This is a genomic window from uncultured Lutibacter sp. (assembly GCF_947493565.1).
GTDB classification, from domain to species: Bacteria; Bacteroidota; Bacteroidia; order Flavobacteriales; family Flavobacteriaceae; genus Lutibacter; species Lutibacter aestuarii.
The window spans coordinates 298,000-324,583 of sequence record NZ_CANLRG010000002.1 but is presented as its reverse complement, the minus strand read 5'-3'; the positions used below and the strand labels follow the sequence as shown (position 1 = coordinate 324,583).

At 29.5% G+C, this 26,584-nt stretch carries 24 protein-coding genes; 13 read left to right on the top strand and 11 right to left on the bottom strand.

Features of this window, described 5'->3' with window-relative positions:
* Positions 1 to 6: 6 nt before the first annotated feature.
* Positions 7 to 543 carry a sigma-70 family RNA polymerase sigma factor gene (locus tag Q0714_RS03305; RefSeq protein WP_298262885.1) on the bottom strand — a complete coding sequence of 179 codons (537 nt, stop codon included), beginning with the start codon at positions 541 to 543 and terminating at the stop codon, positions 7 to 9.
* Between the two features lie 88 nt (positions 544 to 631).
* Here Q0714_RS03305 and Q0714_RS03300 point away from each other — a divergent pair, with 88 nt between their 5' ends.
* On the top strand, positions 632 to 1,609 hold the full coding sequence (locus tag Q0714_RS03300; protein ID WP_298262884.1) for an acyl transferase: 978 nt from the start codon (positions 632 to 634) through the stop codon (positions 1,607 to 1,609).
* Between the two features lie 47 nt (positions 1,610 to 1,656).
* Here Q0714_RS03300 and tyrS read toward each other — a convergent pair whose 3' ends face one another.
* On the bottom strand, positions 1,657 to 2,943 hold the full coding sequence (tyrS, locus tag Q0714_RS03295; protein WP_298262883.1) for a tyrosine--tRNA ligase: 1,287 nt from the start codon (positions 2,941 to 2,943) through the stop codon (positions 1,657 to 1,659).
* A gap of 83 nt (positions 2,944 to 3,026) precedes the next feature.
* On the opposite strand from tyrS, the gene Q0714_RS03290 reads away from it, so the two are divergent.
* Positions 3,027 to 4,028, top strand: a complete 1,002-nt coding sequence (locus Q0714_RS03290) for an NAD-dependent epimerase/dehydratase family protein (RefSeq protein WP_298262882.1) — start codon at positions 3,027 to 3,029, stop codon at positions 4,026 to 4,028.
* Here the strand turns inward: Q0714_RS03290 and Q0714_RS03285 are convergent, their stop codons facing one another.
* From Q0714_RS03285 to Q0714_RS03275, 3 genes are read right to left on the bottom strand one after another with little or no spacing between them, the layout of a single operon-like run.
* Positions 4,029 to 4,448 (bottom strand): DUF4296 domain-containing protein, encoded by a 420-nt coding sequence (locus Q0714_RS03285; protein ID WP_298262881.1) that lies wholly within the window; start codon positions 4,446 to 4,448, stop codon positions 4,029 to 4,031.
* A complete protein-coding gene (locus Q0714_RS03280) occupies positions 4,441 to 5,790 on the bottom strand; it encodes a dihydroorotase (RefSeq protein WP_298262880.1) in 1,350 nt (449 codons plus the stop codon). The genes Q0714_RS03285 and Q0714_RS03280 overlap by 8 nt, the downstream gene beginning before the upstream one ends.
* A 13-nt stretch (positions 5,791 to 5,803) precedes the next feature.
* A complete protein-coding gene (locus tag Q0714_RS03275) occupies positions 5,804 to 6,523 on the bottom strand; it encodes a polyprenol monophosphomannose synthase (RefSeq protein WP_298262879.1) in 720 nt (239 codons plus the stop codon).
* A 69-nt stretch (positions 6,524 to 6,592) separates the two neighbouring features.
* Between Q0714_RS03275 and Q0714_RS14215 the strand changes: the two genes are divergently transcribed.
* Both Q0714_RS14215 and Q0714_RS03270 read left to right on the top strand, forming a co-directional pair.
* Positions 6,593 to 7,255 carry a DUF4271 domain-containing protein gene (locus tag Q0714_RS14215; protein ID WP_363317270.1) on the top strand — a complete coding sequence of 221 codons (663 nt, stop codon included), beginning with the start codon at positions 6,593 to 6,595 and terminating at the stop codon, positions 7,253 to 7,255.
* 19 nt (positions 7,256 to 7,274) lie between these two features.
* Complete coding sequence (locus Q0714_RS03270) at positions 7,275 to 8,021, top strand: uroporphyrinogen-III synthase (protein WP_298262878.1); 747 nt, start codon at positions 7,275 to 7,277, stop codon at positions 8,019 to 8,021.
* A 48-nt stretch (positions 8,022 to 8,069) separates the two neighbouring features.
* Here the strand turns inward: Q0714_RS03270 and radA are convergent, their stop codons facing one another.
* The 4 genes from radA to panC are packed head-to-tail and all read right to left on the bottom strand — an operon-like array spanning position 8,070 to position 11,673.
* Positions 8,070 to 9,428: a DNA repair protein RadA gene (radA, locus tag Q0714_RS03265; protein WP_298262877.1), complete on the bottom strand. Its 1,359-nt coding sequence runs from the start codon at positions 9,426 to 9,428 to the stop codon at positions 8,070 to 8,072.
* Positions 9,429 to 9,464: 36 nt separating this feature from the next.
* On the bottom strand, positions 9,465 to 10,442 hold the full coding sequence (locus tag Q0714_RS03260) for a lysylphosphatidylglycerol synthase transmembrane domain-containing protein (protein ID WP_298262876.1): 978 nt from the start codon (positions 10,440 to 10,442) through the stop codon (positions 9,465 to 9,467).
* A 2-nt stretch (positions 10,443 to 10,444) separates the two neighbouring features.
* A complete protein-coding gene (gene panD, locus Q0714_RS03255; RefSeq protein ID WP_298262875.1) occupies positions 10,445 to 10,795 on the bottom strand; it encodes an aspartate 1-decarboxylase in 351 nt (116 codons plus the stop codon).
* Positions 10,796 to 10,833: 38 nt separating this feature from the next.
* Positions 10,834 to 11,673 carry a pantoate--beta-alanine ligase gene (gene panC, locus Q0714_RS03250; protein WP_298262874.1) on the bottom strand — a complete coding sequence of 280 codons (840 nt, stop codon included), beginning with the start codon at positions 11,671 to 11,673 and terminating at the stop codon, positions 10,834 to 10,836.
* A gap of 108 nt (positions 11,674 to 11,781) precedes the next feature.
* On the opposite strand from panC, the gene Q0714_RS03245 reads away from it, so the two are divergent.
* From Q0714_RS03245 to Q0714_RS03230, 4 genes are read left to right on the top strand one after another with little or no spacing between them, the layout of a single operon-like run.
* Positions 11,782 to 12,588 (top strand): glycogen/starch synthase, encoded by an 807-nt coding sequence (locus tag Q0714_RS03245; RefSeq protein WP_298262873.1) that lies wholly within the window; start codon positions 11,782 to 11,784, stop codon positions 12,586 to 12,588.
* Positions 12,589 to 12,615: 27 nt separating this feature from the next.
* Positions 12,616 to 14,145: a DUF4270 domain-containing protein gene (locus tag Q0714_RS03240; protein ID WP_298262872.1), complete on the top strand. Its 1,530-nt coding sequence runs from the start codon at positions 12,616 to 12,618 to the stop codon at positions 14,143 to 14,145.
* A gap of 14 nt (positions 14,146 to 14,159) precedes the next feature.
* Positions 14,160 to 16,010, top strand: a complete 1,851-nt coding sequence (gene glmS, locus Q0714_RS03235; RefSeq protein ID WP_298262871.1) for a glutamine--fructose-6-phosphate transaminase (isomerizing) — start codon at positions 14,160 to 14,162, stop codon at positions 16,008 to 16,010.
* A 15-nt stretch (positions 16,011 to 16,025) separates the two neighbouring features.
* On the top strand, positions 16,026 to 16,577 hold the full coding sequence (locus tag Q0714_RS03230; RefSeq protein ID WP_298262870.1) for a hypothetical protein: 552 nt from the start codon (positions 16,026 to 16,028) through the stop codon (positions 16,575 to 16,577).
* On the opposite strand, the gene Q0714_RS03225 is transcribed toward Q0714_RS03230, so the two are convergent.
* Positions 16,574 to 17,185, bottom strand: coding sequence for an NAD(P)/FAD-dependent oxidoreductase (locus Q0714_RS03225; protein WP_298262869.1), 612 nt, complete (start codon positions 17,183 to 17,185; stop codon positions 16,574 to 16,576). The two genes, Q0714_RS03230 and Q0714_RS03225, sit on opposite strands and share 4 nt — an antisense overlap.
* Positions 17,186 to 17,196: 11 nt before the next feature.
* Positions 17,197 to 17,778: a MarC family protein gene (locus Q0714_RS03220; RefSeq protein WP_298262868.1), complete on the bottom strand. Its 582-nt coding sequence runs from the start codon at positions 17,776 to 17,778 to the stop codon at positions 17,197 to 17,199.
* Between the two features lie 89 nt (positions 17,779 to 17,867).
* On the opposite strand from Q0714_RS03220, the gene Q0714_RS03215 reads away from it, so the two are divergent.
* The 5 genes from Q0714_RS03215 to Q0714_RS03195 all read left to right on the top strand — a co-directional run bounded on the left by Q0714_RS03215 (position 17,868) and on the right by Q0714_RS03195 (position 26,550).
* Entirely contained in the window at positions 17,868 to 18,434 is a 567-nt protein-coding gene (locus Q0714_RS03215) for a DUF3109 family protein (RefSeq protein ID WP_298262867.1), read from the top strand.
* Positions 18,435 to 18,715: 281 nt separating this feature from the next.
* Positions 18,716 to 19,687: a ribonucleotide-diphosphate reductase subunit beta gene (locus tag Q0714_RS03210; RefSeq protein WP_298262866.1), complete on the top strand. Its 972-nt coding sequence runs from the start codon at positions 18,716 to 18,718 to the stop codon at positions 19,685 to 19,687.
* A 121-nt stretch (positions 19,688 to 19,808) separates the two neighbouring features.
* A complete protein-coding gene (locus tag Q0714_RS03205; RefSeq protein ID WP_298262865.1) occupies positions 19,809 to 22,190 on the top strand; it encodes a ribonucleoside-diphosphate reductase subunit alpha in 2,382 nt (793 codons plus the stop codon).
* 230 nt (positions 22,191 to 22,420) lie between these two features.
* Complete coding sequence (locus Q0714_RS03200; protein ID WP_298262864.1) at positions 22,421 to 24,676, top strand: inorganic phosphate transporter; 2,256 nt, start codon at positions 22,421 to 22,423, stop codon at positions 24,674 to 24,676.
* Between the two features lie 92 nt (positions 24,677 to 24,768).
* Complete coding sequence (locus tag Q0714_RS03195) at positions 24,769 to 26,550, top strand: Na/Pi symporter (protein WP_298262863.1); 1,782 nt, start codon at positions 24,769 to 24,771, stop codon at positions 26,548 to 26,550.
* Positions 26,551 to 26,584 lie beyond the last annotated feature (34 nt).

Below are 26,584 nucleotides of genomic sequence, written 5' to 3'. Positions count from 1 at the left end.
CTTTTATTAAATAGACTGTTGTCCATTTTGATAAATTTCAATTTTTTGTTTTAAAATGGCTCTTGCTCTGGCTAAATTAGATTTTGATGTACCTTCAGCAATTTGCAACATTTCTGCAATCTCTTTATGTGAAAATCCGTCTAATACATAAAGGTTAAAAACCATTCTGTATCTATCGGGTAATTCTTTTATGAGATTCAATAAAAAATCTAAAGAAATTTCATCATCATCAATGTCAACAATCACCTCATCAGGAACCTCTTCAGTAACAATATTTAATACAGTTTTTTTACGATACTTTAATAAAACTGTATTTACCATAACGCGCTTTAACCAACCTTCAAATGAACCTTCAAAATTAAACTGCCCAATTTTATTGAAAATGGTAACAAAACCATCTTGAAAATTGTCTTGAGCTTCTTGTTTGTTTTTTGAATATTTAAGGCATATTGAGAATAACTTACCCGCAAAAAGCTGATAAATCTCTTTTTGTGCCTTTCTATCATTATTTGCACATTGTTTTATGAGTTTATTCAACCCCAAAAGCTAGCGTTTTAATTGTTAATTAGATGCCTAAAAAGATAATAGGTTGCGTAAATTTACATTACTTTTGTGTTGTTTCCCAATTTTTATGAAAAGAAATACGCTATTTAAGTTACATACTGCTACCGAATTTAATGAGATTGCTCTTGAAATTTTTAAATTTCAAGCTAGTTATAATACCGTATATAAAAACTTTATTAACCTTTTAAATATAAATGTAAATTCCATTCAAAAAATTGAACAAATACCTTTTTTACCCATTCAGTTTTTTAAAACTCATCAAGTAGTTTCTTCTTCTAAAAAAGAACAACAAGTTTTTTTAAGTAGTGGAACCACAGGTAATAATCAAAGTAAGCATTTTGTTACTGACTTGGCTGTTTATGAAAAAAGTTTTAGAAAAGGTTTTGAATATTTTTATGGAAAAATAGAAGCGTATACTGTTTTAGCATTATTGCCTTCTTATTTAGAGCGTAAAGGGTCATCATTAATTTATATGGTTAATGATTTTATCCAAAAATCAAACAATCCAAAAAGTGGTTTCTTTTTAAATAATTTAGATGAATTGAGTGAAAATCTTAAAAAATTAGACCAAAATAATGATAAAGTTTTACTTATAGGAGTGTCTTTTGCTTTGTTAGATTTAATTGAAAAATACCAATTTAACCTAAAAAATACCGTTGTAATGGAAACAGGTGGAATGAAAGGTAAACGAAAAGAACTCATTAGAGAAGAGCTTCATTACATTTTACAAAAAGGATTTGGTGTAGAAAAAATTCATTCTGAATATGGAATGACAGAATTATTAAGCCAAGCTTATTCTAAAGGAAATGGAATTTTTGAATGTCCACCTTGGATGAAAGTTTTAACACGTGACACAGAAGACCCTCTTACAATTTTACCCAAAGGCAAATCTGGTGGGCTAAATATCATTGATCTGGCAAATATCAACTCTTGTTCTTTTATTGCCACACAAGATTTAGGCAAAGTTTATCCTAATAATACCTTTGAAGTATTGGGTCGTTTCGACCATTCAGATATTAGAGGATGTAATTTATTAGTGTTATAAAAAAAGGTCGCATTAAATGCGACCTTTTTTTATGATTTTAGTCAAAATTAAACTACTCTTAATAAAAAATAGCTTTTTTTACCACGTTGTAACAACACAAACTTATCAGCAATTAAATCTGATGGTGTAATTACAAAATCTTCAATTACTTTTTCTTTATTTACTGAAATTGAATTTTCCTTTAAAGCTCTTCTAACCTCTCCATTAGATTTTAAAAATCCATTTTCAGCAAAAGCTGGAACAATTTCTAAACCATTGTCAATTACAGAACGTTTAACTTCTGCTTGTGGCACCCCATCAAAAACATCTAAAAAGGTTTGTTCATCTAAACTTTTTAAATCTTCAGCAGTTGATTTTCCAAATAAAATATTTGAAGCTTTAATTGCGTTCTCATAAGCTTCTTCACCATGGGTCATAATGGTAACCTCTTTACCTATTGTTTTTTGTAAAATACGTAAATGTGGTGCTTGTTTGTGTTCTTCAATTAATTTTTCAATAGTTTCTTTATCTAAAAACGTAAATATTTTTATATAGTTTTCCGCATCTTCATCAGATGAATTTAACCAGTATTGGTAATATTTATAAGGCGAAGTTCTATTGGCGTCTAGCCAAACATTTCCACCCGCAGTTTTACCAAATTTGGTACCATCAGCTTTAGTTATTAATTTACAAGTAAGGGCGTATGCTTTACCTTGAGCTTTTCTTCTAATCAATTCCGTTCCAGTAGTAATATTTCCCCATTGGTCTGAACCTCCCATTTGAAGCATACAATTTTTTTCTTTGTACAAATGATAAAAATCGTATCCTTGAAATAGTTGATAGGTAAATTCTGTAAAACTCATTCCTGTTTCAGAATCAGGGGCAAAACGTTTTTTTACTGAATCTTTAGCCATCATATAGTTTACAGTAATGTGCTTACCAACATCACGTACAAAATCTATTAGAGAAATTTCTTTCATCCAATCGTAATTATTTACCAGTTCTGCTCCGTTTTCTGAAGCACTGTTAAAATCTAAAAAACGTGCTAGTTGACTTTTTACGCCAGCTACATTTTTGTTTAGGGTTTCTTCATCTAATAAATTACGTTCATCAGACTTCCCTGAAGGATCTCCAACCATTCCCGTAGCACCACCAACTAAAGCAATTGGATAATGACCCGCTTTTTGAAAATGCATTAAAATAATAATTGGCACTAAACTTCCAATATGCAATGAGTCTGCAGTTGGATCAAAACCAATATAACCTCTTGTTTTATTTTTTAATAAATACTCTTCCGTATCAGGCATAATGTCATGCAACATACCTCTCCAACGTAGTTCTTCAACAAAATTCATTTTAAAAATTTTAAATTTCAGCAAAGATAAAATTTTACTTTGTAGAAATTACTTTAAACCATCATTTTTATTACTTTCGTTTTATGATTTTAGTTACCGGAGGAACAGGTTTAGTAGGCTCGCATTTATTGTATCATCTTTCTTTAAAACATGATTCAATTAAAGCTATTTATAGAAATACCAGCAATTTGAATGCTGTAAAGAACGTTTTTAGTTATTACTCTAAAGATTTTGAGCCTCTTTTTAATAAAATTGAATGGGTTGAAGCCGATATTACTGATGTTTACTCGTTAGAATTAGCTTTTAATAATGTTAAAAAAGTATATCATGCCGCTGCAATGATATCATTTAATCCAAAAGACTATCGTACAATGCGTAAAATTAATATTGAAGGTACATCTAATATTGTTAATTTATGCATTGCAAATAAAATTGATAAATTGTGTTTTGTAAGTTCAATTGCTACTCTTGAAAAAAATTTAAACTTTAAACCTATTGATGAAACTTGCGAATGGAATATTGAAAAAAATAATTACGGATATGCCATTACCAAATATGGTGCTGAAATGGAAATTTGGAGAGCTTCTCAGGAGGGAATTGATATGGTAATTGTGAATCCTGGAGTTATTTTAGGCGCTGGTTTTTGGCATCAAGGATCTGGACAAATGTTTACTAAAATTTACAAAGGGCTTCCTTTTTATTCAACAGGGGTTACTGGTTATGTTTCAGTAAAAGATGTTGTTGAAATTATGATTCAATTAATGGAGAGTACTATAAAAAATGAGCGTTTTATTGTAGTTTCTGAAAACAGAAGTTTTAAAGATGTATTTTTAGAAATTTCTAAAAACTTTCAAAAAAAGCCTCCAACAATTAAAGTTAGCAAATTTATGAGTGAAATTGGTTGGAGAGTCGGCCGTTTTATTTCTTTTTTTTCGGGAAAAGCACCAATACTAACAAAAAACTCTGCAAAATCAATTCATAATAAACATTATTATTCTTCAGAAAAAATAATACAACAGTTAAATTATAGTTTTACACCTATAGAACAAACAATTAAAACTATTTGTATGCTTTATAAAAAATAACTAATCAATTTCTCTTCTATTATTTTTTATTTCATCTTCGATTAAAATTCCTTTGTAGTTGGTAATAGAATCTTGTTTTTCTCGTTCTTTATCAAACTCCGACTTTAGTTTTTTGAGCCTTCTTTCTACCTCTTTTAACATGATATCATAATCATCAATTTTAGAGGTATAATAAAAATTACTTTCTTTAAACTGTGTACTATCAATATTATATTTTTCAAAAACTAAGGGAAAGTAATTTACTTTACGTTCTTCATTAATATTTTTAATATTTCTAGCTCCAGTAGCCAATAATAAATCGGTCATTAAGTCAACCATTTTATCTTTTGGAATTAAATTATCAGGCTTCTCTATAATGGTATTACTTGTGCAAGCTACAAGTAGAAAGCTTAAAATTATTATGTATAGTAGTTTATTCATGAGTTCTATTAAATAATAACCTCTTACCTTTTAAATTATTGTGAAAAACTCCATTTTCATAAACTAAAGAACCATTTACAAAAGTGTGTGTTATTTTTGAATAAAATGTAGTTCCTTCAAAAGGAGACCAGCCGCACTTGTATAAAATATTTTGTTTAGTAACTGTCCAAGGCGAAGCTGGATCCACTAAAACCAAATCAGCATAATACCCTTTTTTTATGAAACCTCTTTTTTCAATTTTGAAAATTTTAGCTGGATTATGGCAAAATTTTTCGACTATTTTTTCAACTGATATTTTTCCTTGTCTAAACGCAGTAAACAACGCAGGTAACGCATGTTGCACTAGTGGGCCGCCGCTTGGAGCTTTGGTATAAACTTGTAATTTTTCTTCTTTAGTGTGCGGCGCATGGTCGGTAGCAAGCACGTCAATTCTATCATCCAATAATGCTTTCCATAGTCCTTCTTTATCTTTTTCTGTTTTGACTGCAGGATTCCATTTAATATGAGTCCCTTTGGTTTTATAATCGGCTTCATCAAACCATAAATGATGCACACAAACTTCAGCAGTAATTTGTTTTTTTTCTAATGGAATTTTATTAGTGAACAACTCTGTTTCTTTGGCAGTTGACACATGAAAAATATGTAAACGCGCTCCTGTTTTTTTAGCTAATTTAATTGCTTTTGATGATGATAAATAACACGCTTCTTCACTTCTGATTTTAGGGTGCAACTCAACTGGAATATCATCTCCGTATTCTTTTAAATAGGCTTCTAAATTATGTTGTATTGTAGCTTCATCTTCACAATGAACAGCAATTAACATTTTAGTTGAAGAAAATATTTTTTCTAAAACTTCTTCATTGTCAACTAACATATTTCCTGTTGATGAACCTAAAAATAATTTGATTCCAGCTACATTTGAAGGATTAGTTTTTAATAATTCTTCCAAATTATCATTTGTTCCTCCAAACATAAAGGAATAGTTTGCATAAGATGAATTGGCAGCAATTTTAAATTTATCTTCTAATAATTTTTGTGTTGTTGCTTGTGGAACTGTATTTGGCATTTCAATAAACGATGTAATACCTCCTGCAACAGCAGCTTTACTTTCGGTTTCTATTGTTGCTTTATGTGTAAGCCCAGGTTCTCTAAAATGGACTTGATCATCAATTGCTCCAGGAATTAAATACTTTCCTTCCGCATCAATAACAATTGTATCAGAAGATTTTGAACTTATAGAAGTATCAATATCTACAATATACTCTCCATCAATTAGTACATCTCCTTCTATTACCTCACCTTCATTTACTATTTGGGCATTTTTTATTAGTATTAAACTCATTTTCCTTTTCTTTTTATTTTGGTAATCCTTGCAATCTCATTTTAACAACTCCAAAAACAGCTTCTGAAATTATTGATCCGCTCATTTTAGATGTTCCTTTTTTTCGGTCGGTAAAAATAATAGAAACTTCTTTATGTTTATAATTTCTTTTCCAGGCTTTAAATTTCATTTCTATTTGAAAGGCATAACCTACAAACTTAATTTTATCTAATTCTATGTTTTTCAATACCTTATTAGTATAACATACAAAACCTGCTGTAGTATCAAATATTGGAATCTGAGTAATTATTCGTACGTATTTTGAAGCAAAGTATGATAAAAACAACCTTTTAAAGTCCCAATTAACCACATTTATTTTGTTATTTAAATATCTAGATCCTACAGAAAAATCTGCTCCATCAATAGCACAAGCATTGTATAATTTAATTAAGTCGTTTGGATTGTGTGAAAAATCTGCATCCATTTCAATTATATAATCATACTCTTTTTTTAAAGCCCATTTAAAACCATGAATATATGCAGTTCCTAATCCAGTTTTTTCTTTTCTAATTTCTAAAAATAGGTTAGCAAATTCTTGTTGTAAATTTTTAACAATATTTGAGGTTCCATCTGGAGAACTATCATCCACAACTAAAATATCAAATTGCTTTTCTTGTGAAAATACAGCCCTAATGATGGCTTCAATATTTTCTTTTTCATTATAAGTAGGAATTATAACAAGCGTATTTGACATATAACAAATTTATGCGACAAAGATAAAACAAATAATTACTAATTTTGCGTTAAAATAAGAAGTTACTTAATGTTTGAAGCAAAAGAAATAATTTATCAAAATAAAGACTGGGTGACACTTATTTTCTTTGCTATTTTATTGATTTTAACGTTCCTTAAAATTTTATTTAAAGAAAGATTGTCACAAATTTTAACCTTATTTTTATCCAAAAAATATTTATTAATTCATTTCAATAAAGATAGAAGTACTATTTTAAGCGTATTTCAAATTTCTCTTTTTGTAGTTCAATCGCTTATACTATCATTAATCATATATTTTTCTTTTGCTTATTTTGGGTCTTCATTAAACGAGTCAAATTTTACTCAATTTTTATCTATTTTACTAGGTGTTTCTCTTTACTTTGGAATACGCTATTTGGTAGGTTTATTTTTAACATTTCTTTTTAATTTAAAGTTAGAGCACTCTAAAATTATTTATGATAAGGTAAATTATTTTAATAATTTGATTTTATGGATAATTCCATTTCTAATAATAAGCATATATGCTCAGAATTTCCATATTATTTTCTTTAAAATTACATGTGTAATATTTCTTATTTTATTGGCTATCAGATACATTTTGGTGCTTTCCAACAATAAAAAGCTCATTTTTAACAACTTGTTTTATTTTATTTTGTACCTTTGCGCTCTTGAAATAGCACCCTTACTAATTATAATAAAATTAACTATTTAAAAGACAAAATTGAAATTTTATGAAAGTGAAAACAATTTTGGTTTCTCAGCCAGCTCCCAAAACAGAACATTCTCCCTATTCAGAATTATCGGAAAAACAAAAAGTAAAAATTGATTTTGTTCCATTTATTCATGTTGAAGGGGTTTCTGCAAAAGAAGTTAGAACTCAAAAAATTGATTTAAGAAATTATACTGCTATTATTTTAACTAGTAGAAATGCTGTAGATCATTTTTTTAGAATTGCCGAAGAAATGCGCTTTACTGTGCCTGACACTATGAAATATTTTTGTGAATCGGAAGCTATTGCTTACTATCTTCAAAAATATGTAGTGTATCGTAAACGTAAAATTTATGTTGGAGAACGTACTTTTCCTGAACTAGCAAAAATTATTAAAAAGTATAAAGATGAGAAGTTTTTATTGCCATCTTCTGATAAATTAAAAGACATTGTTCCTCAAACTTTAAATGAACTTAACGTAAATTGGAATCGAGGAATTTTTTACAAAACCGTGGTTAGTGATTTATCTAATTTAGAAAATGTTTTTTACGATATTTTAGTATTCTTTAGCCCTTCAGGAATTGATTCATTATTTAAAAACTTCCCAAACTTTAAACAAAACAATACTAGAATAGCAGTTTTTGGAAATTCAACGATAAAAGCAGCAACCCAAGCTGGATTAAAATGCAACATTCAAGCACCCACACCAGAAACACCTTCTATGACAATGGCTTTAGAAAAGTATATCGTTGAGGTAAATAAAAAATAAAAAATACATTAAAATATTACTAAAACCGAGTTTAATTACTCGGTTTTTTTATGAAAAAAGATTGGCAAAAACGTCTTCTACTTTAGTAACTTTCACCACTTTTATAGCAAAACTAGCATTGCTTATTTTATTAAATTTAGAAATGAAAATTTTATGAAATCCTAATTTTTCAGCTTCTAAAATTCTTTGTTCAACACGATTTACTGGCCTAACTTCACCTGCTAAACCAATTTCAGCTGCAAAACAATAATCTTGCGGAATTGCCTCATCTTCATTAGATGATAAAATAGCACTTATTACTGCCAAATCAATAGCTGGGTCATCAACTTTAATACCACCTGCAATATTTAAAAACACATCTTTAGCGCCTAATCTAAATCCTGCACGTTTTTCTAAAACTGCCAATAACATATTTAATCGTTTAGTATCATAACACGTTGCAGAACGCTGAGGAGTTCCATAAACTGCTGTGCTAACCAAGGCTTGAACTTCAATCATTAAAGGTCTCATTCCTTCTAATGTTGCTGCAATTGCGGTACCACTTAAAGCTTCTTCTTTTTGAGAAATTAATATTTCAGAAGGATTATTAACTTCTCGTAAACCTATATTTTGCATTTCATAAATACCCAATTCGGCAGTAGAACCAAAACGATTTTTATTTGCTCTTAATATTCTATAGGTATGATTTCTATCTCCTTCAAACTGTAAAACAACATCTACCATATGTTCTAAAATTTTAGGACCAGCTATATTTCCATCTTTAGTTATGTGTCCAATTAACAGTACTGGTGTAGCAGTTTCTTTAGCAAACTTTATAAGCTCGGCTGTAGTTTCACGTATTTGTGAAATTGAACCTGGTGAAGCTTCAATAAAATCGGTATGTAAGGTTTGAATAGAATCTATAACTACTACTTCAGGTTGCACCTCTTCAATAGCTCTAAAAATATGTTGCGTGTTTGTTTCGGTTAAAATTAAGCTGTTGGTGTTTTTAATTTGTAGGCGTTCAGCCCTCATTTTAATTTGTGACTGACTTTCTTCTCCAGAAACATACAATACTCTTTTTGGAATTGTTAATGCTATTTGCAAAAGTAATGTTGATTTTCCAATACCTGGTTCACCTCCCAATAACAACATTGAACCTTTTACTAAACCACCGCCTAAAACTCTATTTAATTCGTTGTTTTTTGTTGAAATTCTATCTTCTTCGTTTAAAGAAATTTCATTTATTTTAAGGGCTTTGTTGGCTTTTTTGGGAGACGATGTTTGCTTCCAATTTCTTTTTTCTTCTTTTCGAATAACTTCTTCAACTATGGTATTCCATTCATTACAAGAATTACATTGTCCTAACCATTTTGCATATTGCGCACCACAATTTTGACAAAAAAAAGAAGTTTTTGTTTTAGCCATTTTTAAAATTTAAGAAGTAAATATATAAAGAAATACCTATATTTTTTGGTATTTATTATAAATAGGGATGAAAATAAAAGAAAGACTTCCAAACACAATAACCATTAATGTTTGAGCTGTCCACATAATCCATCCAAAAGCCTTTGCAGGATTATCTTGTACGTGATATAATATCAATGCACTAGCCACAAATACAGGATAAGTACCTAATCCTCCATTTGTTAAAGCCATACTTAAGCCCCCAACAACAAAACCTACAATAATAGCTTCAAATGGCAAGTTAGTTGTTTCAGGTAAAGCAAAGGTTACTACATAAAACATAAGCACATACATTACCCAAATAAATATGGTATGAAAAATAAATTTCCATTTCTTTTTCATAGTAACAATACTCTTAGCACCGTCCATTAATCCATTAATAAATGAAATAACTTTAACAATAAAAGGATTTCTAGACTTTTTTAAAGATTTATAGATGAAAAATCCAACGATTGGCATCACTACAAAAAAGAATATTTTAGTATAAATACTGCTTTCTTCTTTATTATTAAAAAGATAACCTCCTATTAAATCCGTTTGAAGAAAAAAAGCAATTCCCATAATAAATAATAACATTATAACATCTGCTACACGCTCAGCTACAATGGTTCCCATTGCCTTTTCAAAAGGAATTTTTTCATATTTTTTTATACTTGCTGCTCTTGCAAATTCACCTGATCTAGGAATAAATAAATTTAATAAATAGGCTATTAACACAGCCATTACACTATTGACAAAACGAGGTTTATACCCCAAAGGCTCTAATAAAAATTGCCATCGATAAGCTCTTGACAAATGGCTTAAAATTCCAAAAACTATTGATAATAAAACCCACCAATAATTGGCGGTTTTGAATGATGTTTTTATGGATTGAATATCGCTAGGCGATAGTTGAGATATGGAGTACCAAATTAAAAAAACTCCCAATACAATTGGGAGTATAAGAAAAGCTGTTTTTTTAATTTTTTTTCTCAAACTTATGTTAACGAATTATCGCTTTCATTTGGAAAAACTAGTGTTGGTTTAAACGATTTTGCTTCTTCAAAATCCATAATTCCATAAGAAATAATGATAATGATATCTCCTTTAGCTACTTTTCTAGCTGCTGGACCGTTTAAAGTAATTTCACCACTTTTTCGAGGACCTGGAATTGCATACGTCTCAAGACGTTCGCCATTGTTAATATTTACAATTTGAACTTTTTCTCCTTGAATAATATTGGATGCATCCATTAAATCTTCATCAATAGTTACACTGCCAATGTATTGTAAATCAGCTCCCGTAACTTTTACTCTGTGAATTTTAGATTTTACTACTTCTATCTGCATGCTGCAAAATTAATAATTTTGTGTTAATCTGTTAATATTTATAAACTTATATTATCAATAAGTCTTATTTTTCCTGCAAAAACTGCTATAAAAGCTCTATACTTTTGGTTCAAACTTTTAGTTTCTATTGTTTTTAAGGTTTCTTCGTTAGCTATTTCAAAATATTCCAATTCTAATAGAGGTTGATTTTTAAATTCATTTTCAACCCACTTTACTATATTTAAAGCATTTTCTGTGCCAAATTTAATTTTTGCCTTTTTTAGAGTTTTATAAATAAATGGAGCTGCTTTTCTATGCTCGAGTGTCAATCTGGCATTTCTAGAACTCATGGCTAAGCCATCATCTTCTCTATAAATATCACAGGCAATAATTTTTACTGGTATCTGGTGTTTTTCCACCATCTTTTTAATTATTTGGAGTTGCTGAAAATCTTTTTCTCCAAAATAAGCCTTGTTAGGTCTTACAATTTCAAACAAACGCTTTACGATAGTTCCAACACCGTCAAAATGACCAGTTCTAAATTTTCCTTCCATTTGATGCTCTAACCCATCAAAATTAAAAGATTGTGATTTAACATTATCTGCATAAATCTCTTGAGAAGAAGGAGCAAAAACAATATCGCAAAACACCGATTTTAATAACAATAAATCTTGATCTATTGTTTTAGGGTAATTTATTAAATCTTCTTGTTTGTCAAATTGAGTTGGATTTACAAATATACTAACAACAACAATGTCGTTTTCTTTTCTTGCTTGCTCAATAAGAGATAAATGTCCTTTGTGAAGTGCTCCCATAGTGGGAACAAAGCCTATCGTAGTTCCTTTTTTAAAAGAACTTAACTTTTGTTGTACTGATTTTATTTTAGCAAAAACTAACATAACGTATTTGTTAATAAACGTTAAAAGCGTGCAAACTTACATTTTTAAAGCTAAAAACTGTATAAATTTTCGTAATTTTGCATATTCTTTAAAATAAAGAGTTGATATATGAAAGACAAGAGAGTATTGGTAGTATCTTCTGAAGTTGTTCCTTATTTACCTGAAAACGAACTATCTACAACCTCATTTGAAACTGCAAAAATGATTCATGGCAAGGGCGGTCAAACCAGAATTTTTATGCCACGTTATGGTTTAATTAATGAAAGAAGACATCAATTACACGAAGTTATTCGCTTATCTGGTATGAATTTGGTAATTAACGACATGGATATGCCTTTAATTATTAAAGTAGCCTCAATTCCAAAAGAAAGAATGCAGGTATATTTTATTGATAACGACGAATATTTTAAAAGAAAAGCACTATTCACTGATGAAGATAATAACATGTTTGAAGATAATGATGAACGTGCCATATTTTTTGCAAAAGGAGTTGTTGAAACTGTAAAAAAATTAAATTGGGCACCAGATATTATTCACGTACATGGATGGATGGCTTCTTTACTCCCTTTATATATTAAAGAATATTACAAAGACGATCCTTTATTTTCTGACAGTAAAATTGTGGTTTCATTATACAATAATGGTTTTGAAGGAACGTTAAATACTGAACTCATCAATAAAGTAAAATTTGATGGTATTAGTGAAACAAAAATTGAACCTTATTCTAACCCAAACTATACAAATATTTTAATCAATGCTATTGAAAACTCTGATGCTGTTATTAAGGCAAGCGACGCAATTCCTAGTGAGTTGGAAGAGTTTTTAAAAGCCGTTAATAAACCAATTTTAGAATATTTTTCTGTAGAACAATTTGAAGATCCATATACAGAATTTTATACGAACAAGGTTTTATAGTTTAATAAAAAAAATCAGAATTTATAAATGATTACTAAAGTTATAAACACTTTTAAATACGCTGGATTGTTTTCTTTCGTATTTTTTTCAATAATTTCATGTGAAAAAGAAATAGAAAGTATAGGGGTTAACCTAGTTGATAATGATAAATTTAGCACCGATAAATTTACTTCAAATGTAATAACTGAAAATAAAAATATTGAAAATGTTCCTGCAAATGGAATAGAACAATATTTATTAGGTGTTTATTCTGATAAAGAATTTGGTTCTTTAAAGGCTTCTATAGTAAGCCAATTAATACTTCCATCAACAGGTGATAATTACAATTTTGGAACAAACCCAGCTATTGATTCTGTATTAATTAATATCCCCTATCAATTTACAAAAGAAGATGATGAAAGTGATGGTAAACCTAAATTCTCTATAGATTCTGTCATTGGAAATAAAGATGAAGAATTTTTAATTAATGTATATGAATTAAAAACTTTTTTAAACACTCTCGATCCAAATGACCCTTCAAAAAAAGCGATTTACTATTCCGATAAAGAGTTCCAAAAAGGCGATACTCCACTGTATTCAGGTGCTTTTAAAATAAATCCGAGTGATACGGTTGCTTATATCAAACGCTATAAAGCTGATGCAATTACGGTTTATGATACCGACACCATTAAAGAAACCGATGTAAGTCCATCAATAAAAATTCCTTTAAATGAAACTATGATACAACAACTTTTTGTTGATAACGCATCAGGTTCAGAATTTTCAAGTTTAGATGATTTTAACCATTATTTTAGAGGTTTATATATTGAAGCAACTGAGTTAAACAGCTTAGAGTCGCACTTAATTTCATTAAGCATGACCAATGCAAAAATGACCATCTACTACTCTAAAGACGAAGATGAAGATGCTGATGAAGATTTAGATGGAAATGGAACAACAGGAGAAACAGGTGTACGTACAAAACATGATTTCAAATTTCTATTTAGTAATTTGAAATCAAACGTATTGACAAGAGATTATACCCAGTCTAAAGAAAGTGGAGATAATAGATTGTACGTTCAAGGTGCTGCTGGATCAGAAGCCACCGTTGAGTTATTACAAAGTGAAAATTTAGAAAATCTAAAAAGTAAAAATTGGTTAATTAATGAAGCTAACTTAACTTTTTATGTAGATCAAAACGCTTCAAGCAATATTGTACCTGAACAATTATTTTTATATAATTATGAAGACAACCTTCAAATTAGGGATATAATTACAGAAGGGATAGCTGCTGTTGGTGGTACTCTTGAAAGAGATGAAGATGGAAATCCATTCCTTTATAAATTTAAAATTACAGACTATATTTCAAGTCTATTATCTTCTGAAGATGAAACTGAATTAGTTAAGCTAGGTTTAAAAGTATACAACAGCTCTACCGATATTCCAACCTCTATAACCGATGTTAAAATTGAAAATAAAAGTTGGAATCCTAAAGGAGTTGTGTTATATGATGGTTCTGAAATTTCGGGTGATAAAAAAGTAAAACTTGAAATATTTTATACTGAAATTAATAACTAAAATACAAACTTACTGTGTGTGGAATTGTTGGATATTTAGGAAATAGAGAAGCCTACCCAATTGTAATAAGCGGTTTACAACGCTTAGAATATAGGGGTTATGATAGTGCTGGAATTGTTTTAAATAATGACAATGAAACTAACCTTTATAAAGCTAAAGGAAAAGTAGCAACTTTAAAAAAAATTGCTGAAAATAAAAACACCAAAGGCAAGTTAGGTTTAGGGCATACGCGTTGGGCCACCCATGGAATTCCAAATGACATAAATTCTCATCCTCACTTTTCCAATTCTGGAAACCTAGTGATTGTTCATAATGGTATTATTGAAAATTACAATACCATCAAAAAAGAACTTTCAGCAAGAGGATATACTTTTAATAGTGATACAGACACAGAAGTTTTAATTAATTTAATTGAAGAAGTAAAACTTAAAAACAACTGTAAACTAGGTAAAGCTGTTCAGTTAGCTCTAACAAATGTAGTTGGTGCCTATGCAATTGCTGTTTTTGACATTCAAAAACCCGATGAAATAATTGTAGCGCGTTTGGGAAGTCCTATTGCAATAGGAATTGGAGAAGATAATAAAGAATTTTTTGTAGCATCTGATGCTTCACCTTTTATTGAATATACCAAAGATGCTGTATATTTAGATGACGAGGAGTTAGCGATTATTAAATTAGGTAAAAATATAAGAATTAGAAAAATTCAAGATGATTCTTTTGTAGAACCAAACATTCAGGAATTAAAGCTTAATTTAGAGCAAATTGAAAAAGGTGGTTTTGACCACTTTATGCTTAAAGAAATTCATGAACAACCAAACGCAATATTAGATACTTATAGAGGACGATTATTAGCCGATAAAGGCATTATAAAAATGGGTAGTGTAGATAACCACATTGCTAAATTTTTAAATGCAAAAAGAATTGTAATTGTTGCTTGTGGTACTTCTTGGCATGCTGGTTTGGTTGCAGAATATTTATTTGAAGATTTAGCAAGAATTCCCGTTGAAGTAGAGTATGCTTCAGAATTTAGATATCGAAACCCAATTATAAATAAAGATGATATTGTAATTGCTATATCACAATCTGGCGAAACTGCTGATACATTAGCAGCTATCAAATTAGCAAAATCTAAAGGCGCTTTTGTTTTTGGAGTTTGTAATGTGGTTGGTTCATCAATAGCCAGAGAAACAGATACCGGTGCTTATACGCACGCAGGTCCTGAAATTGGAGTAGCTTCTACTAAGGCATTTACCACTCAAATAACCGTTTTAGCTTTAATGGCATTAAAACTAGGTAATTTAAAAGGGGAACTTTCAAATTCTGAGCATTATAACTTCATACAAGAAATGAGCTTAATTCCTTCAAAAGTAGAGGATTTATTAAAAATTAATACAGAAATTGAAAAAATTGCTGCCATTTATAAAGATGCTCCTAATTGTTTATATTTAGGAAGAGGTTATAATTTCCCAGTAGCATTGGAAGGCGCTTTAAAACTTAAAGAAATTTCATACATCCACGCTGAAGGATACCCTGCCGCAGAAATGAAACATGGCCCAATTGCCTTAATTGATGAATCTATGCCTGTAGTTGTTATAGCAACTAAAAAAGGACATTATGAAAAAGTGGTAAGCAATATTCAAGAAATAAAATCTCGTAATGGTAAAATAATAGCGATTGTTACTAAAGGAGATACCGTTGTAAAAGAAATTGCAGACCATGTAATTGAAATCCCTGAAACCGAAGAAGCATTTACCCCTCTTTTAACAACAATTCCATTGCAATTACTTTCTTATCATATAGCAGTTATGAGAGGCTGTAATGTGGATCAACCTCGAAACCTTGCAAAATCGGTAACTGTAGAATAATTTAATTCTTTATAAATGTTTAAAAGAAAGCAACCTTTTAGTTTATTTATACAGCTAATAAGTGTTTTTATACTATTTATTGGATGCCATAAAAATACGCACGATTCAAATTCAATAAACCAAAATGCCAGTAAAATTTATCCTGTTTCTCTCAATTCCAATGAACCCATCACAGGAGCATTAATTATAAAAGATTCTTTAGGGAACATTAAAGTTGATGGTAATTTAAATGAGGGGAAAATTGATGGCAAATGGATTGAATATTTTCAAAATGGTGAAATTAAACATGAAAGAAACTATTCTGATGAAAAATACCACGGAATAAATAAGGAATATTACCAAAATGGTCAATTAAAATGGATTGGAAGGTTCGAGTATGGTAAAAAAATTGGACAACACAAAGAATGGTATAAAAATGGAAAAATAAAGTCTGAAATTTATTATGTAGATGATAAAATTGAAGGATTATGGAAACAATGGGATGAAAACGGAGTTTTAATTTCTGGAGTAAATACAGAAGAAAAGAAAGGTTTTTTTAAACGATTGTTTGGGTTTATCAATCCTTAATTAACACTATCATGAATCATGGTTTGGTTTCCATCATTCCAAGCAGTCAAAATATCGGTAGCCACTTGAGCTCCACTGCCTGCTGCAATGGAAAACTGACTTCTCCAGCCAGCTAAAACTCCTGCAACATAAATACCATTTATTACCAAATGATTGTTGTTTTTTAACATAATTCGTTCCTTTTTTGGCGGCAAACTTGGATGTAATGTTACAAATTGTTCTAAGCCCTTGATATTAAATAAATTTGAAGGCCCTACTGCTACCACAATTAATTTTGCTTTATAAACTTCTTTATTGGTATAAATTGTAAAGTTAGGCGCATTCCCTTCAATTTTATTCACTTTTTCTTTTTCAATTTGAGTTATATGAGGATATAGATTGGACAATTGATTTAATCCTTCATTAAGTATTGTAACTCCCTTGGTTCCTTTTTTAAACCCTAACACATTATTTAATTCTGCATTTTGAAGTGCTGAAGATTTTTGGTGTGTTAAAATTCCTATTTTTTTATCAACAGTAAAAGGCTTGTTATTAGCCGATCCTAAAATTAATGCACAAGATAAACCTGCCGCACCAGCACCAATAATTAAAACATCAAAATCTTTCATTATGCTAAAATTTATGAAATTAAACCTTGAATATTAGACGCAAATAATTTAACCGCTATTGCCAAAAGAATCACACCAAATATTTTTCTAATAATTAAAATACCATTGTCTCCAATTAACCTTCCTAATTTATTAGAGGTTTTGAGAACTATATACATAAATATAATATTAATTATTATAGCTATTATAATATTAACAGTCTCAAACTCTGCTCTTAAAGATAAAATAGATGTTAAACTTCCAGGGCCTGCAATTAATGGAAATGCTAAGGGAAATACTGACGCTGTTTTAGCATTGGTTTCGTCTTCTTTATAAAGCGAAACCCCTAAAATCATTTCTAAAGCAATAAAAAACAATATAAAAGCACCTGCTACAGCAAATGAATTCACATCAATTCCTATCAAATTTAAAATACTTTTTCCTAAAAATAAAAATGCAATCATAATAATCGCTGCAACAATTGATGCTCTTTCAGATTGAATATGTCCAAACTTTGCTCTTAAATCAATTATAATAGGAATATTTCCAACAACATCAATAACAGCAAACAATACCATAGTTGCTGTAAAAATTTCTTTAAAATCTACTACCATAACATTTTATCTTATTTAAATGGCAAAATTATACATTCACAATTTAAATTATAACAAAAATAATGTAAAAAATAGTTTATTTTTGCCACATGTTTCAATTAGGAAAAACAATCGTTTCAGAAGATATTATAGAAAAAGACTTTGTCTGTAATTTAAATGCTTGCAAAGGTAAATGTTGTATTGATGGCGAAGCTGGAGCTCCGTTAGAAGAAAATGAACTTCAAATACTTTTGGATATTTATCCAAAAGTTAAACCTTTTTTAAGAAAAGAAGGGATTGCAGCTATAGAAGATCAAGGTTTATTTATTACCAATGAAGGAGAATATGAAACTCCATTAATTGATGATAAAGATTGTGCTTTTGTTATTTTTGATAAAAATAATATTGCTAAATGTGGTATTGAAGAAGCCTATAATCAAGGTAAAATTAAATGGAAAAAGCCTATTTCTTGCCACTTATATCCTGTTAGGTTAATGGAATATAGTGAATTTACAGCCGTAAACTACCACAAATGGCCTATTTGTGATGATGCTTGTGTTTTAGGACAAGAATTACAAGTTCCCGTATATAAATTTGTAAAAGATGCTTTAATAAGAAAGTTTGGAAAAGATTGGTATAGTGAATTAGAAAAAGTAGCTGAAAATTATAAAAAATAACCACATCAAAATAATCTAAAATTTAAAATTATTTTTAAGTTTTAGGATCTTTTATTTAAACCCAACAAAATCAATTAGGGAGCTTGTTTTTAAAAAAATATCTAACTGTTTTTCAGCATTTTACCTAAAATGAAAAAAGATTAAAAAAAGTAAAAATGTTAAAAACTTATAAGCAAATGTGAATAAGTAAACCTTTTTTGGTGTCTTATTTTTTTCAATATTTGTTTTTCTCGTACTTTACGAAAACTAACCTAAATTTAAAAATCAAAAAAGAAAGATAAATGTCGTTTATTGAACCTATTTTACAAGAAAATAAAGATCGATTTGTAATTTTTCCTATTCAACACCATGATATATGGGAGTGGTACAAAAAACAAGAAGCAAGTATTTGGACTGCTGAGGAAATTGATTTACACCAAGATGTTATAGATTGGGAAAAGAAATTAACTGATGATGAACGATATTTTATTAAACATATTTTAGCCTTTTTTGCTGCATCAGATGGCATTGTTAATGAAAACTTAGCAGAAAATTTTGTAAGTGAAGTTCAATATTCTGAAGCTAAATTCTTTTATGGATTTCAAATAATGATGGAAAATATTCATTCAGAAGTATATTCATTATTAATTGACACTTATGTTAAAAATGAAGAAGAAAAAAACGAACTATTTAAAGCTATTGAGGTTTTTCCTGCCATTAAATTAAAAGCTGAATGGGCTTTAAAATGGATAGAAAGTCCAAGTTTTGCAGAACGTTTAATTGCTTTTGCAGCAGTTGAAGGTATTTTCTTTTCAGGAAGTTTTTGTTCAATATTTTGGTTAAAGAAAAGAGGATTATTACCTGGATTAACTTTCTCTAATGAGCTTATTTCTAGAGATGAAGGTTTACATTGTGATTTTGCAGTACACCTACACAACAACCACATTGTAAATAAAGTTTCCAAAGAACGAATTACGGAAATAATTGTTGATGCGTTAGATATTGAGCGTAAATTTATTACTGAATCTTTACCTGTAAGTTTAATAGGAATGAATGCTAAATTAATGACTCAATATTTAGAGTTTGTTACCGATCGTTTGTTAACTGAATTTGGCTGTGAAAAAGTATATAATGCTTCAAATCCTTTTGATTTTATGGAAATGATTTCATTAGAAGGTAAAACTAATTTCTTTGAAAAAAGAGTGTCAGAATACCAAAAAGCTGGTGTTAAAAGTGGAGGAACAGGAAGCATAAGTTTTGATGCAGATTTCTAAAAAACAATAAAAATTTAAATCAAATTACAGATAAACCCCTATTGAATTTGAAAACTTCAAAATCAATGGCATACTTGTATATTACAATAAAAACTAACTAAAAATTAATAAAGTGTAACCTATGTTTGTATTAAAAAGAGATGGAAGAAAAGAACCTGTGATGTTCGATAAAATCACAGCTAGAGTTAGAAAAATGTGTTACGGATTAAACAGTTTAGTGGATCCTGTTAAAGTAGCCATGAGAGTTATTGAAGGTCTTTACGATGGTGTAACAACTTCAGAATTAGATAACTTAGCTGCAGAAACAGCTGCTACTATGACAGTTCAACATCCAGATTACGCTAAACTTGCCGCACGTATTGCTGTTTCAAACCTACATAAAAACACTAAAAAAACATTTTCTGAAGTAATGACGGATTTATACAATTATGTAAATCCTCGTACTGGAAAAAAAGCCCCATTATTATCTGATGAAACCTATAAGGTAATTATGGACAACGCAGCTAAATTAGATTCAACCATCATATACAATAGAGATTTTGGATACGATTACTTTGGATTCAAAACTTTAGAACGATCTTATTTATTAAAATTAAATGGAGAAATAGCCGAACGTCCTCAACATATGTTAATGCGTGTAGCAATTGGTATTCATCAAGAAGATATTGATGAAGCGATTGAAACTTACGAGTTAATGTCGAAGAAAATTTTTACACACGCCACTCCAACTCTATTTAATTCAGGAACACCAAAACCACAAATGTCTTCATGTTTTTTACTACAAATACAAGAAGACAGTATTGATGGTATATACGATACCTTGAAACAAACTGCTAAAATATCACAATCTGCCGGAGGAATTGGGTTATCTATTCACAATGTTAGAGCTACAGGAAGTTATATTCGTGGAACTAATGGAACTTCAAATGGAATTGTACCAATGCTAAAAGTGTATAATGATACCGCTCGTTATGTAGATCAAGGTGGAGGTAAACGTAAAGGATCCTTTGCTATTTATATGGAACCTTGGCACGCTGATGTTTTTGATTTTCTTGATTTAAGAAAAAACACCGGAAAAGAAGAAATGCGTGCTCGTGATTTATTCTACGCAATGTGGATTCCAGATTTATTTATGAAACGTGTAGAAGAAAATGGAGATTGGACACTAATGTGTCCGAATGAGTGCCCTCATTTATTTGACACTTATGGAGATGAATTTGAAAAGCTATATACTGGTTACGAAAAGGTTGGCAAAGGACGTAAAACTATCAAAGCTCGTGAGCTTTGGGAAAAAATATTAGAAGCGCAAATTGAAACAGGCAATCCTTATATGTTATATAAAGATGCTGCCAACCGCAAATCTAATCAAAAGAATTTAGGGACTATTCGCTCCTCAAATTTATGTACCGAAATTATGGAATATACTGCAAAAGATGAAGTTGCTGTTTGTAACTTAGCCTCAATTGCAATACCCATGTTTATAGAAGAAAATGAAAAAGGAGAGAAGTTTTTCAACCACCAAAGACTATTTGAAGTAACCAAAAAAATTACGCGCAACTTAGATACGGTTATTGACCGTAATTATTACCCTGTAAAAGAAGCAGAAAACTCTAACTTCCGTCACAGACCAATTGGACTTGGAATTCAAGGTTTAGCCGATGCTTTTATTATGTTGCGTATGCCATTTACAAGCGATGAAGCTAAAAAATTAAACGAAGAAATATTTGAAACTATTTATTTCGCTGCTGTTACCTCTTCAATGGAAATAGCAAAAGCAAAAGAACCATACTCAACTTATGAAGGTTCCCCAATTTCACAAGGAGAATTCCAATTTAATATGTGGGGAATTTCCGAAGATGATTTAAGTGGTCGATGGGATTGGAAAGCTCTTAGAAAAAATGTAAAAGAAAATGGGGTAAGAAACTCACTTTTAGTAGCTCCAATGCCAACAGCCTCTACTTCCCAAATTTTAGGAAACAACGAAGCTTTTGAGCCTTATACTTCTAATATTTATACTCGAAGAGTTTTAAGTGGAGAATTTATTGTTGTAAACAAACATTTATTAGAAGACCTAGTAGAATTAGGATTGTGGAATAACGAAATGAAAGAAAGTATTATGAGAGCCAATGGTTCTATTCAACATATTGAAGCAATTCCTCAAGAATTAAAAGACTTGTATAAAACTGTTTGGGAAATGAGTATGAAAGACATTATTGATATGTCTCGCCAAAGAGGATATTTCATTGATCAATCTCAATCACTTAACCTATTTATGCAAGATGCTAATTACTCAAAATTAACATCTATGCATTTCTACGCTTGGAAAAGTGGTTTAAAAACAGGAATGTATTATTTAAGAACAAAAAGTGCTGTAAACGCTATCCAATTTACACTTTCTAATAAAAAGAAAGTAGAAGATGCGCCTTTAACACCTGAAGAATTAAAAGCCATGTTAATTGCATCTCAAAATAATCCTGATGATTGTGAAATGTGTGGATCATAAACAATACTAAAATCACCCCTTTTATTTAATGAATCCCCAACTTTTATTTTAAAAGTTGGGGATCTTTTTTAAAAAAATAATTGAATTAATTAGTATCTTTAAATATCAACTAACAATCATAAAAATATGATTACGTAACATTAATTTAACATTAATTTAAAGTTGGTAACATTAAATTAATATACACTAACATATTTGAAAGTAATTTTGCAAAATTAAAAAAATAAAAAATGGGAGATATTTACATTTTAATGCTTGTTGCACTTACAGTATTAGCAATAATTGATTTGGTAGTAGGAGTTAGCAACGATGCCGTTAACTTTTTAAACTCTGCAATTGGCTCAAAAGCCGTTTCAATAAAAGCTATTTTAATAATTGCCAGTATAGGTGTGGCACTTGGAGCTATTACTTCAAGTGGTATGATGGAAGTTGCAAGAAAAGGGATTTTCAATCCTTCAGAATTCTATTTTAATGAAATTATGTTCATTTTTATGGCAGTTATGATAACAGACATTTTGCTATTAGATGTGTTTAATTCCTTAGGAATGCCAACATCAACTACAGTATCTATAGTTTTTGAATTATTAGGAGCAGCTGTGGCTATGGCATTAATAAAAATTTCTAATAATGATGCAGAAACATTAGTAAATGTAGGTAAATACATCAATTCTGAAAAAGCATTGCTTATTATCTCTGGAATTTTACTTTCTGTTTTTATAGCCTTTACAGTTGGTGCTATTGTACAGTTCTTGTCGCGTTTATTATATTCATTCCAATTTGATAAAAGACAAAGTTATGTAAATGCTCTATTTGGAGGTTTTGCTATCACTGCCATTACCTATTTTATTTTTGTAAAAGGATTAAAAGGAACTCCTTTTTACGATGATGTTAAACACTTAATTGAAGGTAGAACCTATCAAATTATTATTTATGGATTTATTTTTTGGACCATTTTATCACAGCTATTAATTTCTCTATTTAAAGTAAATATTCTAAAATTTATTGTAATAATTGGTACATTTTCATTGGCCATGGCCTTTGCCGGAAACGATTTAGTAAACTTTATTGGTGTTCCTATTGCTGCTTGGAATTCATATCAAGAATGGGATGCATCTGGTATCGCCGCTAATGAATTTTCTATGGGTGTACTTGCTAAAAAAGTACCTTCAAACCCAACATTACTTTTTCTAGCTGGAATGATTATGGTGATTACCCTTTGGTTTTCAAAAAAAGCAAAATCAGTTATTGAAACAGGCATCAACTTATCTAGACAAGGTGATGGGCACGAAAAGTTTCAAGCAAATGTAGTTTCAAGAACAGTTGTAAGAGGAGCTATTTTATTTAGTCAAGGAATCAATAAAATTTTTCCTCAAAAAACTTTAGATTGGGTAGATTCAAAATTTCAAAAACCAGTAATTGAACTCCCAAAAGATAAATCATATGAGTTGCCTGCTTTTGATATGGTTAGAGCTTCAGTAAATTTATTTGTTGCAGGTATTTTAATCTCTATCGGTACTTCCTTAAAATTACCTTTATCTACTACCTATGTTACATTTATGGTAGCTATGGGTACTTCTTTAGCAGACAGAGCTTGGGGAAGAGAAAGCGCAGTTTACAGAGTTGCTGGTGTATTTAATGTGATTGGAGGTTGGTTTTTAACTGCATTATCAGCTTTTACCGTTGCTGCAGTTTTTGCATATATTATCTATCTTGGAGAAATAGTATCAGTATCAATTTTATTAATAATTGTATTGTTCTTAATTGGACGCAGTTCAATTAGACACACTAGAAAAGCTAAGGAAAAGAAAGCTAAAAGATATATGGAGCGTGCAGAGTTGATTACAATTAATGAAGTTATAAATGAAAGTACAGATCATATTTCAGAAGTAGTTAGAAGAGTAAATAAACTGTTTACTAATGTTGTCAACGATTTATCAACTCACGATTTAAACAAGCTTTCTAAAACTGAAAAACACGTAAAAAAACTAAATAAAGAAGTTAATGAGTTAAAAGAAGATGTTTTCTACTTTATTAAATCACTTGATGATACATCGGTTAAAGCAAGTAGGTTCTATTTGTTAGTTTTAGGGTATTTACAAGATATTACACAATCTATCGAATACATATCCACTACAAGTTATAAACACGTTAATAACCAACACAAACATTTAAAGAAACCTCAAATAAATGATTTAAAAGCTATTAACGAAGAATTGAAAGTTTTATTCAATCAAATTGAAAAAGATTTTAGTGAAAATACATTCCACAATTTGGCACAAATTATAGATGCAAAACAAGATATTTTCAATCATGTATCTGAATCTATTGACAAACAAATTTCAAGAATTAGAACCGATGAAACAAGTCCTAAAAACAGTACTTTATATTTTGGTATTCTTCTTGAAACTAAAGATTTAATATCAGCTTTAATGAGCTTATTACAACTATATCAAGAATTTCATATTATGGAAGAAAGAAACAAGTAATACTAGTTAAACATACTTTAAAGGGTCTTCAAATTTAATTGAAGGCCTTTTTTATTTTAGCTATATTTACTTTTTAATTTTTGTATTTACTTATGTTTAGGAGGCTTCTATTTATTGTTTTTTTAGTTGTTTTAGCTGTGGTATTAGTACTTAATCCAAATTTTAAAACTATTTCTGCAGGTATTGCCATACTCCTTTTTGGTATGATAATGTTAGAAGAAGGTTTTAGAGTTTTCACTAAAGGACCACTTCAAAATCTATTAAAAAAAGCAACAAATAAACTTTACAAAAGTATTTCTGTTGGTGCTTTGGTTACAGCATTATTACAATCTAGCTCTTTAGTTTCCGTAATTACCATTTCATTCATTAGTGCAGGACTCATTAGTTTAACAGGTGGTTTAGGTCTAATATTTGGAGCAAATATTGGTAGTACTGCAACCGCATGGTTAGTTGCTGGTTTTGGTTTAAAAATAAAAATATCAGCTTTAGCAATGCCAATGTTAGTATTTGGAATTATATTTTCTATTCAAAAAAATGAAGTATTTAAAGGTATTGGTAATGTATTAGCAGGTTTAGGATTCTTTTTCTTAGGTATCTATTTTATGAAAGAAGGATTTGAAGTATTTAGCAAATACATAGATTTAACTCAATATGCCGTTTCAGGATATTTAGGAGTTTTATTATATACAGCAATCGGTATTATTATAACGGTTTTACTACAATCAAGTGCTGCCTCCTTGGTGTTGGTATTAACAGCTTTAGCTGCTGGACAAATAACCTATGAAAATGCATTAGCCATAACTATTGGCGCTAATATAGGCACCACAGTAACAGCTATTTTAGGAGCCATAAGCTCTAATGTTTCTGGTAAAAGATTGGCAGGTGCTCACTTAATTTTTAACATTGTAACAGGTATAATTGCTCTTATATTTATTTTTCCACTAGCAAGTTTAGTTAATTATTTAGCTGAAATTTTTGGAATAAAATATAGTGATTATACCTTAAAACTGGCTTTATTTCATACTATATTTAATATTTTAGGTGTTATTTTAATGATTCCTTTTATTAAATCTATTGAAACTCTTTTATTACGAATTTTTAAAGAAAAAATTAAAGGTACAGATGAACCTAAATACTTAAATGAAGCCGTTTTAAAATTTCCAGGAACAGTCATATCCTCACTAATAAATGAAACCAAACATTTGTATAAAAATGCCATTTTTGAAATTGTAGCTCATGCATTAAACATTCATAGAGAAGATATCATTTCTGATAAAAAAATTAAAAGTATTGTTAAAAAATCTACAACTGATATGCAAATTGATGTTGAAGAATTGTACTATAAAAAAGTAAAAAGTATTTATGGAGAAATTATAAGATATGCTTCAACTGCACAAAACACACTTCATTTAAATAAAAAACAAAATTCTACAATTACCAACATAAAAATTGCTAACCGAAAAATGGTTGAAATTATTAAAGAAGTTAGAGAGTTAAATAAAAACGTCACCAAATCATTAAATTTAGACAATAAGTACTTATTAAAAGAATATGATGGTTTTAGAAAAAAAGTAATTAAAGTTTTACGAATTATTTATTTGTTTAGAACTGAAGATAAAACCTTGAAATACGCAGAAAAATTAATTGAATTAAAAAAACAAGCCAAAGAAAATATAAAACAAAATAATAAATCCATTGATAGGTTAATTAGAAAAAATTTAATTACGTCTGAAATGGCATCTTCACTTTTTAACGACTATGCCAATGTTAACGAAATGATTAAAAAGCTTATTGAAGTTGCTGAATTATTGTATAATGAAAAACATTCAATTTTTGAAAACAATGGTAATGAGGCACAAAAAAAGAGTGCTTAAAGCACTCTTTTTTGCGTATAAAATAACATTCTTA

Bases quoted from the DNA above. Each gene is read 5' to 3' on its own strand.
- Q0714_RS03300 (WP_298262884.1), top strand. From the start codon at position 632: ATGAAAAGAAATACGCTATTTAAGTTACATACTGCTACCGAATTTAAT.
- tyrS (WP_298262883.1), bottom strand. From the start codon at position 2,943: ATGAATTTTGTTGAAGAACTACGTTGGAGAGGTATGTTGCATGACATT.
- Q0714_RS03290 (WP_298262882.1), top strand. From the start codon at position 3,027: ATGATTTTAGTTACCGGAGGAACAGGTTTAGTAGGCTCGCATTTATTG.
- Q0714_RS03285 (WP_298262881.1), bottom strand. From the start codon at position 4,448: ATGAATAAACTACTATACATAATAATTTTAAGCTTTCTACTTGTAGCT.
- Q0714_RS03280 (WP_298262880.1), bottom strand. From the start codon at position 5,790: ATGAGTTTAATACTAATAAAAAATGCCCAAATAGTAAATGAAGGTGAG.
- Q0714_RS03275 (WP_298262879.1), bottom strand. From the start codon at position 6,523: ATGTCAAATACGCTTGTTATAATTCCTACTTATAATGAAAAAGAAAAT.
- Q0714_RS14215 (WP_363317270.1), top strand. From the start codon at position 6,593: ATGTTTGAAGCAAAAGAAATAATTTATCAAAATAAAGACTGGGTGACA.
- Q0714_RS03270 (WP_298262878.1), top strand. From the start codon at position 7,275: ATGAAAGTGAAAACAATTTTGGTTTCTCAGCCAGCTCCCAAAACAGAA.
- radA (WP_298262877.1), bottom strand. From the start codon at position 9,428: ATGGCTAAAACAAAAACTTCTTTTTTTTGTCAAAATTGTGGTGCGCAA.
- panD (WP_298262875.1), bottom strand. From the start codon at position 10,795: ATGCAGATAGAAGTAGTAAAATCTAAAATTCACAGAGTAAAAGTTACG.
- panC (WP_298262874.1), bottom strand. From the start codon at position 11,673: ATGTTAGTTTTTGCTAAAATAAAATCAGTACAACAAAAGTTAAGTTCT.
- Q0714_RS03245 (WP_298262873.1), top strand. From the start codon at position 11,782: ATGAAAGACAAGAGAGTATTGGTAGTATCTTCTGAAGTTGTTCCTTAT.
- Q0714_RS03240 (WP_298262872.1), top strand. From the start codon at position 12,616: ATGATTACTAAAGTTATAAACACTTTTAAATACGCTGGATTGTTTTCT.
- Q0714_RS03230 (WP_298262870.1), top strand. From the start codon at position 16,026: ATGTTTAAAAGAAAGCAACCTTTTAGTTTATTTATACAGCTAATAAGT.
- Q0714_RS03225 (WP_298262869.1), bottom strand. From the start codon at position 17,185: ATGAAAGATTTTGATGTTTTAATTATTGGTGCTGGTGCGGCAGGTTTA.
- Q0714_RS03220 (WP_298262868.1), bottom strand. From the start codon at position 17,778: ATGGTAGTAGATTTTAAAGAAATTTTTACAGCAACTATGGTATTGTTT.
- Q0714_RS03215 (WP_298262867.1), top strand. From the start codon at position 17,868: ATGTTTCAATTAGGAAAAACAATCGTTTCAGAAGATATTATAGAAAAA.
- Q0714_RS03210 (WP_298262866.1), top strand. From the start codon at position 18,716: ATGTCGTTTATTGAACCTATTTTACAAGAAAATAAAGATCGATTTGTA.
- Q0714_RS03205 (WP_298262865.1), top strand. From the start codon at position 19,809: ATGTTTGTATTAAAAAGAGATGGAAGAAAAGAACCTGTGATGTTCGAT.
- Q0714_RS03200 (WP_298262864.1), top strand. From the start codon at position 22,421: ATGGGAGATATTTACATTTTAATGCTTGTTGCACTTACAGTATTAGCA.
- Q0714_RS03195 (WP_298262863.1), top strand. From the start codon at position 24,769: ATGTTTAGGAGGCTTCTATTTATTGTTTTTTTAGTTGTTTTAGCTGTG.